Source organism: Nocardioides sp. (assembly GCF_041600255.1).
Taxonomy (GTDB): Bacteria; Actinomycetota; Actinomycetes; order Propionibacteriales; family Nocardioidaceae; genus Nocardioides.
The window spans coordinates 1-7,277 of the sequence record NZ_JBFIKK010000152.1 but is presented as its reverse complement, the minus strand read 5'-3'; the positions used below and the strand labels follow the sequence as shown (position 1 = coordinate 7,277).

At 70.9% G+C, this 7,277-nt stretch carries 10 protein-coding genes, 3 tRNA genes and 1 pseudogene; 10 read left to right on the top strand and 4 right to left on the bottom strand.

Going from position 1 to position 7,277, the window contains the following annotated elements:
* Both ABZE72_RS14770 and ABZE72_RS14765 read left to right on the top strand, forming a co-directional pair.
* Positions 1-717 (top strand): annotated as a pseudogene (locus tag ABZE72_RS14770) (hypothetical protein); the annotation flags it as partial.
* 40 nt (positions 718-757) lie between these two features.
* Positions 758-1,426, top strand: coding sequence for a PaaI family thioesterase (locus tag ABZE72_RS14765; protein ID WP_372729793.1), 669 nt, complete (start codon positions 758-760; stop codon positions 1,424-1,426).
* 32 nt (positions 1,427-1,458) lie between these two features.
* On the opposite strand, the gene ABZE72_RS14760 is transcribed toward ABZE72_RS14765, so the two are convergent.
* Positions 1,459-2,937 carry an NAD(P)/FAD-dependent oxidoreductase gene (locus ABZE72_RS14760; protein ID WP_372729792.1) on the bottom strand — a complete coding sequence of 493 codons (1,479 nt, stop codon included), beginning with the start codon at positions 2,935-2,937 and terminating at the stop codon, positions 1,459-1,461.
* 209 nt (positions 2,938-3,146) lie between these two features.
* Here ABZE72_RS14760 and ABZE72_RS14755 point away from each other — a divergent pair, with 209 nt between their 5' ends.
* The 3 genes from ABZE72_RS14755 to ABZE72_RS14745 are packed head-to-tail and all read left to right on the top strand — an operon-like array spanning position 3,147 to position 4,803.
* Positions 3,147-4,070, top strand: a complete 924-nt coding sequence (locus ABZE72_RS14755) for an ATP-binding protein (RefSeq protein WP_372729791.1) — start codon at positions 3,147-3,149, stop codon at positions 4,068-4,070.
* Complete coding sequence (locus ABZE72_RS14750; RefSeq protein ID WP_372729790.1) at positions 4,067-4,483, top strand: CrcB family protein; 417 nt, start codon at positions 4,067-4,069, stop codon at positions 4,481-4,483. The genes ABZE72_RS14755 and ABZE72_RS14750 overlap by 4 nt, the downstream gene beginning before the upstream one ends.
* Positions 4,480-4,803 carry a CrcB family protein gene (locus ABZE72_RS14745; protein WP_372729789.1) on the top strand — a complete coding sequence of 108 codons (324 nt, stop codon included), beginning with the start codon at positions 4,480-4,482 and terminating at the stop codon, positions 4,801-4,803. The genes ABZE72_RS14750 and ABZE72_RS14745 overlap by 4 nt, the downstream gene beginning before the upstream one ends.
* Positions 4,804-4,809: 6 nt before the next feature.
* On the opposite strand, the gene ABZE72_RS14740 is transcribed toward ABZE72_RS14745, so the two are convergent.
* The 3 genes from ABZE72_RS14740 to ABZE72_RS14730 form a co-directional block, all read right to left on the bottom strand.
* Entirely contained in the window at positions 4,810-5,163 is a 354-nt protein-coding gene (locus ABZE72_RS14740; protein ID WP_372729788.1) for a metallopeptidase family protein, read from the bottom strand.
* A gap of 106 nt (positions 5,164-5,269) precedes the next feature.
* Positions 5,270-5,343: transfer RNA gene (locus tag ABZE72_RS14735), tRNA-Asp, on the bottom strand.
* 107 nt (positions 5,344-5,450) lie between these two features.
* A tRNA-Glu gene (locus ABZE72_RS14730) sits at positions 5,451-5,523 on the bottom strand.
* 105 nt (positions 5,524-5,628) lie between these two features.
* Here ABZE72_RS14730 and ABZE72_RS14725 point away from each other — a divergent pair.
* The 5 genes from ABZE72_RS14725 to ABZE72_RS14705 all read left to right on the top strand — a co-directional run.
* Positions 5,629-5,702 (top strand) — tRNA-Phe (locus ABZE72_RS14725).
* A gap of 134 nt (positions 5,703-5,836) precedes the next feature.
* Entirely contained in the window at positions 5,837-6,259 is a 423-nt protein-coding gene (locus tag ABZE72_RS14720) for a phage holin family protein (protein WP_372729787.1), read from the top strand.
* The gene (locus ABZE72_RS14715) at positions 6,246-6,488 is read left to right on the top strand and encodes a DUF3618 domain-containing protein (RefSeq protein WP_372729786.1); all 243 of its coding nucleotides are present in this window, start codon (positions 6,246-6,248) and stop codon (positions 6,486-6,488) included. Before ABZE72_RS14720 ends, ABZE72_RS14715 begins: the two co-directional genes overlap by 14 nt.
* 49 nt (positions 6,489-6,537) lie before the next feature.
* Complete coding sequence (locus tag ABZE72_RS14710; RefSeq protein WP_372729785.1) at positions 6,538-6,834, top strand: DUF4235 domain-containing protein; 297 nt, start codon at positions 6,538-6,540, stop codon at positions 6,832-6,834.
* A 103-nt stretch (positions 6,835-6,937) separates the two neighbouring features.
* Positions 6,938-7,277, top strand: a 340-nt coding sequence (locus tag ABZE72_RS14705) for an FAD-dependent oxidoreductase (RefSeq protein WP_372729784.1), incomplete at its 3' end; no start/stop codon positions are given.

Sequence of the window (7,277 nt, the reverse complement as noted above, 5' to 3'; positions counted from 1 at the left end):
TTCGACGACGACCCGATGTTCGCCGAGCAGCCCCCGGCCGCCGACCTCGAGCCGGAGCCGGAGCCGGAGCCGGACCCGGAGCCGTACGAACCCGGCAACTCCGTCGACGCCGGTCGTGCGATCTTCGCGGCGCTGACCGCCACCCCGCCCGCGCCCAGCCCCGCCGCCGAACCCGCCGCCGAACCCGCCGGTGTCGACACACCAGTGGCAACGCCCCCCGTGGCGGCGTCGAAGAAGGCCCGCCGCGAGCCGCGGTCCAGCACCGCCACGCCGGACCTGCTCAAGCCCGTCCCGCACGTGGTGGAGTTCACCCCGCGCACCGCCGCCCGCCGGATCGTCGGGATCCTGGTCCTCATCGGTCTGGCCGCGACCGGCGTCGCCGGGTACCTCGCCTGGCAGGAGCGGACCTTCGGCACGATCGGCATCGTGGCCACCCTCGGCCTGCTGACGGCCGTGATCTGGGCGGTGCGCGCCGGATCGGCCGTCGCCGTCCTCACCGTCCGCGGCGGTCAGCTGGAGGTACTGCGCGGTGGCAGCCGGCACCGGTTCGACCTGGCCAGCCACTACACCCCGCTCGAGATCATCAGCGAGCCCGGCAAGCGCGAGTGGAAGGTGCTCTTCCACCGTCGCGGCATCGCCCCCTTCGTGATCGACTCCTCGATGGTCGACCCGGCCGAGTTCATGCGGGTGCTCAACCACTACCGCCCGGTCGACTGACCTGCCACCCACGAAACTGGAACACGTTCTACACTCGAGTGTGGCCCCCTACCTGCACGAGAGCATCCCCAGCCAGGAGATCGACCGCCAGAAGGCCCTCTACGGTCCGCTCGCCGAGAGCGTGCGCGGGCTGGTCGACGCGACGATTCGCACCGAGGTCGACGACGACGAGATCCGTGCGGCCACCGCTGAGATCGAGGCGATCACCGCACGGCTGCGCACACGCCAGATCGAGGGCTCGTACGGCGTTCGCTTCAACTCGATCGGCGAGACCCGGCCCTGGGGCAACGCCGTGGTCGGGCTGCGCAACGCGGTGGCCCCGCCGCTGGTGATCGAGCACGACCCCACCGGTCGAGCCTGGTCGGAGTTCCACCTCGGCGCGGCGTACGAGGGGCCACCGGGTCTGGTCCACGGCGGCGTCTCCGCCCTGATCCTCGACCAACTGCTGGGCGAGGCTGCGGGCGCCGGCGGCAAGCCCGGGATGACCGGCACCCTGACGTTGAGGTACCGCCGCGGCACGCCCCTGGGAAGGCTGCGCGCAGAGGCCCACATCGCTAGGGTCGAGGGCGTGAAGACCTACGCGGTCGGACACCTGTCCGACGCTGACGGTCTGACGGTGGAGGCCGAAGGGGTCTTCATCCTGCCCCAGTGGGCTCGGGCCGCGTTCGAGGAACGGCAGCGCCAGTCAGCACCCAGTCGCTTCGAGTGACCGGGCGCTCGATTCAACGATCGGGGTCGGACCTAGTGACGCTCACCCGCGCGCGTGCCACGTTCGCCGGCATCGGTCAGACGGGCCTCCTCGGCCGCCTGGGCCTCCAGCTCGGCACGCCGGGTCGTCTCGAGCATCTGCCGGCTGGCGTCGTACGCCCCCGGCTCGGAGACCAGGTCGGTGGCGCCACGACTCAGCCGGGCCAGCGCACTGCGCGCGAAGATCTGCTGCTCGGTGGTGGTGCGCTCGGCACGACCGCGACCCAGGAACGAGACCGCCCAGTGCAGGACCGCGGTCACGCGGTTCTTGAAGCCGGTGATGTAGACGAGGTGCACGGCCAGCCACATCAGCCAGGCGATCACACCCGTCAGTCGCAGCTTGCCGACCATCGCGACGGCACGGAAGCGGCTGATGATCGCCATCGAGCCCTTGTCGAAGTAGTGGAACGGCTTCTGCGGGGGCTTGTTCTTGATCCGACCCTCGATCTCCTTGGCGGCGTACTTCGCGCCCTGGATGGCGACCTGCGCGACGCCGGGCAGGTTGTCCAGCGAGATCATGTCGCCGACGACGAAGACCTCGGGGTGGCCGGGAAGCGTCAGGTCGGGGTTCACGCCGATCCGACCGGCGCGGTCGAGCGGGGCGCCGGTCTGCTCCGAGAGCGTCTGACCGAGCGGGCTGGCCTGGACGCCGGCGGCCCAGATCTTGGTGACGGCCTGGAGTCGCTCGACCCGGCCGTCCTTGTACTTCATCTCGATGCCGCGCTCGTCCACGTCGGTCACCATCGCGCCCAGCAGTACCTCGACGCCGAGCTTCTCGAGCTCGCTCTGCGTCTTGGCGCCGAGCTTCGCACCGAACGGCGGCAGCACCTGGGACGCCGCATCGACCAGGACGACGCGGGCGCTGCGGGTGTTGATCGCCCGGAAGTCACGCTTGAGGGTGCGGTGCGCCAGCTCCGCGATCTGGCCGGCCATCTCGACACCGGTCGGGCCGGCACCCACGACGACGAAGGTCAGCAGGTGGTCCACGTTGTCGCCCCGCATGGCACCCAGCTCGGCCATCTCGAAGGCGCCGAAGATCCGGCCGCGCAACTCGAGAGCGTCGTCGATGCTCTTCATACCGGGTGCGAACTCGGCGAAGTGGTCGTTGCCGAAGTAGGACTGACCGGCTCCGGCCGCCACGATCAGGGAGTCGTACGACGTCACGTTCTCGCGCCCGAGGACCTGCGAGGTGACCGTCCGGGCCTCCAGGTCGATCGCCTTGACCTCGCCCAGCAGGACCTGGGCGTTCTTCTGGCTGCTGAGGACCTCGCGGGTCGGCGGGGCGATCTCGCCCTCGGAGAGGATCCCGGTCGCGACCTGGTAGAGCAGCGGCTGGAAGAGGTGGTGGGTGGTCTTCGCGATCATCGTCACGTCGACGTCCGCGCGCCGCAGGGCCTTGGCACCGAAGAGGCCTCCGAAGCCGGAGCCGATCACCACCACGTGGTGACGACCATTGCCTTGCGTGACTGCCATGACGAACCTTTCCTACAGCGGGGGGACCTTGACGGTGTCCGGACGAGGGGCACCGGGCGTCCCATTGTCGCGCCCGACCGCAACAGGCACCAATCCGGATCATCCGAGGGACACCCGGCACCTCACCACGGGGTGTTTACCCACGCGAGGGCCCGGGTAGACCGACGGCGCATGCATGCTCACCGCACCCCAGCTTCGTGGAGTCCCTCGTGCCCCTGAACAGGCCGGCCCTGGCCTTGGGCGAGGGCCCGCGCGACGTTGCGTTGGCGCGCCGCTGGGTGATGGACGTCTGCTCGGCCATCGACCGGCCCGAGCTCACCGAGTGCGCCCGTCTCGGCGTCTCCGAGCTGGTCACCAACGCCCTCATGCACGGGCAGGCACCGATCGAGGTGCGGGTCCGCGGCACCCAGCAGTACCCCCGCGTCGAGGTCCGCGACGGGTCGACCGAGCCCCCCGAACTTCCCCATGCCGACCACAACGCTGCGCTGCTCACCTTCGGTCGCGGCCTGGGGATCGTGGCACGCGCCGCCACCGCCTGGGGCGCGGAGATCGAGTCCGACGGCAAGGTGGTCTGGTTCGTGCCCGCCACTGAGCTGCGCGAGCAGTTCATCCAAGGCGTGATCACCGGGGGTCCCCAGTGGCCGGCGGTGCGCTCCCCGCAGCCGGACGACCTCCAGGTCTCCATTCTCGGCGTCCCGCCCGGCCTCTACCGGGAGTTCCTCCAGCACAATCGCGAACTGCGCCGGGAGGTCCGCCTGCTGGCCCTGGCCAACGAGTCGGACTACCCATTGGCGAAGAACCTCTCCGACACCTTCGACGTGATCGAGCACGACATGCGGGAGGGCCTGGGCGGGCAGGCCCTCGAGGACGCCCTCGGCGGGACCCAGACCGAGCCCGCCGACGTCTCCATCGGGGTGGCCCCGGCGACCGCAGCCCTGGTGGCCCGATTCATCGAGATGCTCGAGGTCGCCGACGCCTTCTGCCGCGACGAACGGCTGCTGTCCCTGGCCCGCAGTGAGCAGCAGGAGCGCTTCCAGCGCTGGCTGCTGGGCGAGTTCGTCCGCCAGTGCGACGGGGAGCCGCCGCTCGCGTGGCACGATGCCGCGGTGGACGACCATCGGCGCACTCGGTGAGACCGGCGCCGCCCTGGCGCCTGGTCGCCGCGGTCGCCGTCGGTGGCGCCGTCGGCGCGGTGCTCCGCTGGAGCGTCGGCGAGGTGGCCCCGGACGGGAGCGGATTCCCCTTCGGCACGCTCGCGATCAACCTGCTCGGCTCCTTCGCCCTGGCCCTGCTGCCCGCCCTCGACGCCGTACGACGCAGCCGGCTGCTGACCGTGGGACTGGGACCGGGACTGCTGGGCGGCTTCACCACCCTGTCGGCGACCTCCGAGCAGGCGCGTGTCCTGCTGGCCGACGACCGCGTCCTGGTGGCGGCGTCGTACCTGCTCGTGACGCTGGGCGCCTGTGTCGCCGGCGTCGCCCTGGCCCACCGCTGGTCGAGCCCGGCGGCCCAGCGGGTCTTCGAAGCGGCGGAGGGCAACGAATGACCCCGCTGGTCGTGGCGCTGGGCGCCGCCGTCGGCGCCCCCCTGCGCTTCCTGGCCGGCCACTGGCTCGACGGGCGGTTCCCCTGGGGGACCCTGCTGGTCAACGTGGTCGGCTCGTTCCTGCTCGGCCTGCTCAGCGCGCGTTCGGTGGACGGGGACGTGATGGCGCTGCTCGGGACTGGCGTGTGCGGCGGGTTCACGACGTACTCGGCGTTCGCGGTGAAGGCCCACGAGCTCGGGGCGCGGACCGGGTCGACGTACGCCGCTGCGACGGTGCTGGGTGCGCTGGCCGCCTGCGTGCTGGGCTTCGCGCTGGGCTGAGGCGGCTCAGGCGTAGCCGAGGGCGTGCAGCCGGTCGTCGTCGATGCCGAAGTGGTGGGCGATCTCGTGCACCACGGTGATCCGCACCTCGCGGACCAGCTCCTCGGGCGTCTCGCACATCCGCAGCAACGGCCCACGGAAGACGAAGATCTGGTCGGGCAGCGCGACCGGCCCGGTCCCCCAGCGTTCGGTCAGGGCGACCCCCATGTAGAGGCCCAGCAGGTCGGGGTCGTCCGCCGGCGGCTCCGCCTCCACGATGACGGCGACGTTGTTCACCAGGTCGGCGATCTCGTCGGGGATGTCGTCGAGGGCGCGCTCGACGAGGGCGTCGAACTCGGCGGGCTCCATCTCGATCGGCACGCCTCCATTCAAGCGCGCCGACCCGAGCCGGACGGCTCCGGGGGCGGGCACCAGTGCCCGAAATGCAGAACGCTCCGGATCTCGGAAGATCCGGAGCGTCTCTCTGCGACCCCGACGGGACTCGAACCCGCGGCCTCCGCCGTGACAGGGCGGCGCGCTAACCAACTGCGCTACGGGGCCAGGTTTCTCTGCCTGCGACGTGCACAGGCGAAGCGGTGGAACTCTAACCCACAGATGCGGAGGACTCCCAATCGGGCTGGCGAGCGTCTCGTGCACCGGTGTGATCGCACCCCCAACGGGATTCGAACCCGTGCTACCGCCGTGAAAGGGCGACGTCCTAGGCCGCTAGACGATGGGGGCAGGACTGCGTGGACAGCATAGGGGCGAGGCCGAGGTGCCTCCAAAACCGACCGGGGTGCCCATTTTCGTGACGGGCCCTGATCTCGGGTATGGTTTCGCTCGCTTGGGCAGGTAGCTCAGTTGGTACGAGCGTCCGCCTGAAAAGTGGAAGGTCGGCGGTTCGACCCCGCCCCTGCCCACAAGCACCGACGACCGTGTCCCTCTCGCCAGGGACGCGGTCGTCGGCATTTCAAGACATCCACGCACCGGCGTGTGATCACCCTCCGCCCGGGTACGGGCCTTGGTCGCCCCACCCCAACCGGAGGAGCCACCGATGAACGAGAACCGGCCGATGGCCGATGCCGATCCGCACGACCTGTCCACCCCGCAGCTCATCTCCCAGGCGTCCGAGCAGACCGCCCAGCTGATCCGCAGCGAGATGCAGTTGGCGAAGGCGGAACTCCAGGAGTCCGTACGACACGCGGGCCTGGGCGTGGGTCTGTTCGGCGCGGCCGGCGTCCTGGCGCTGTACGGCGTCGGCGCCTCCGTCGCCACCGCAATCCTCGCGCTTGCTGTGGTGCTGCCGGCATGGCTGGCGGCCCTGGCCGTGACGCTGCTGCTCTTCGCAACGGCCGGCGTCGCGGCACTGGTCGGGAAGAAGGAGGTGGCCGCCGCGCCGCCGCCGCTGCGCGTGTCCGCCGAGAGCGTCCAGGAGGACGTCCGCACCGTGAAGGAGCACCACGATGTCGCCCACTGAGCAGCACAACGGCCAGCCGACCACCCAGGACCTCCAGCACGAGATCGAGCAGACCCGGCAGCAGCTGGGCGCCACCGTCGATGCCCTCAGCGAGAAGCTCGACGTCAAGACGCGTACGTCGAACCGGATCCAGACGATCCGCCGCGAGCACGGCCAGCAGATCCTCGCCGCCGCAGCCGGCGTCGGTCTGGTCACGGTCGCACTCCTCGTGTGGAAGCGCAGGCGATGAGCCGGCGTCACCACGTCGCCCACCCCTTGATGTGAGAAGGAGACGTCAGATGCGCACCGAGGAACACACCAGTACCTCCGCCCAGATCCTCTACCGACCCGTCGGCCTCGCCGGCAGCATCGTCGCCGGCGTGGTGGCCGGCCAGGTGTTCAAGCAGGTCTGGAAGCGGGCCTCCGCGGGCGAGGGGGCGGACGCCCCCAAGGCCCTGGAGTCGGAGTACCCGATGGGCGAGATCCTGCTCGCCTCCGCCGTCCAGGGCGCGATCTTCGCCGCGGTGAAGGCCGGCGTCGACCGTGGCGGCGCGCGGCTCTTCCAGCGCTGGACCGGCGAGTGGCCCGGCGACTGACCCGGTCGCCCCGCTCCCTGCACACCCCACGATCGCCTCTCTCGAAGGAACGACCGATGACGCCTCAGCTCCTGTCCACCCCCACCCACCTCCGGCGGTCGGCGTGCTGACCTCCCTGTGGCAGGACCGTCACCCGCGAGTCCCCGGCGAGCCCGGAGAGGTCGGCGGTTCCTGGGACGTGGTCGTCGTCGGCGGTGGCATCACCGGCCTGACCACCGCGCTGCTGCTCGCCCGGGCCGGCCGCTCGGTCGCCGTGCTGGAGGCCAGGTACGTCGGCGCCGGGACGACCGGTCGCAGCACCACCAAGGTCAGCCTGCTCCAGGGCACCCAGCTGTCCCGGATCGCACGCCGGCAGCCGCAGGACCTCGTCGCCCACTACGTGCGCGCCAACACCGAGGCCCAGGCCTGGGTCGAGCAGTTCTGCGCAGGCTCGGGGGTCGCGG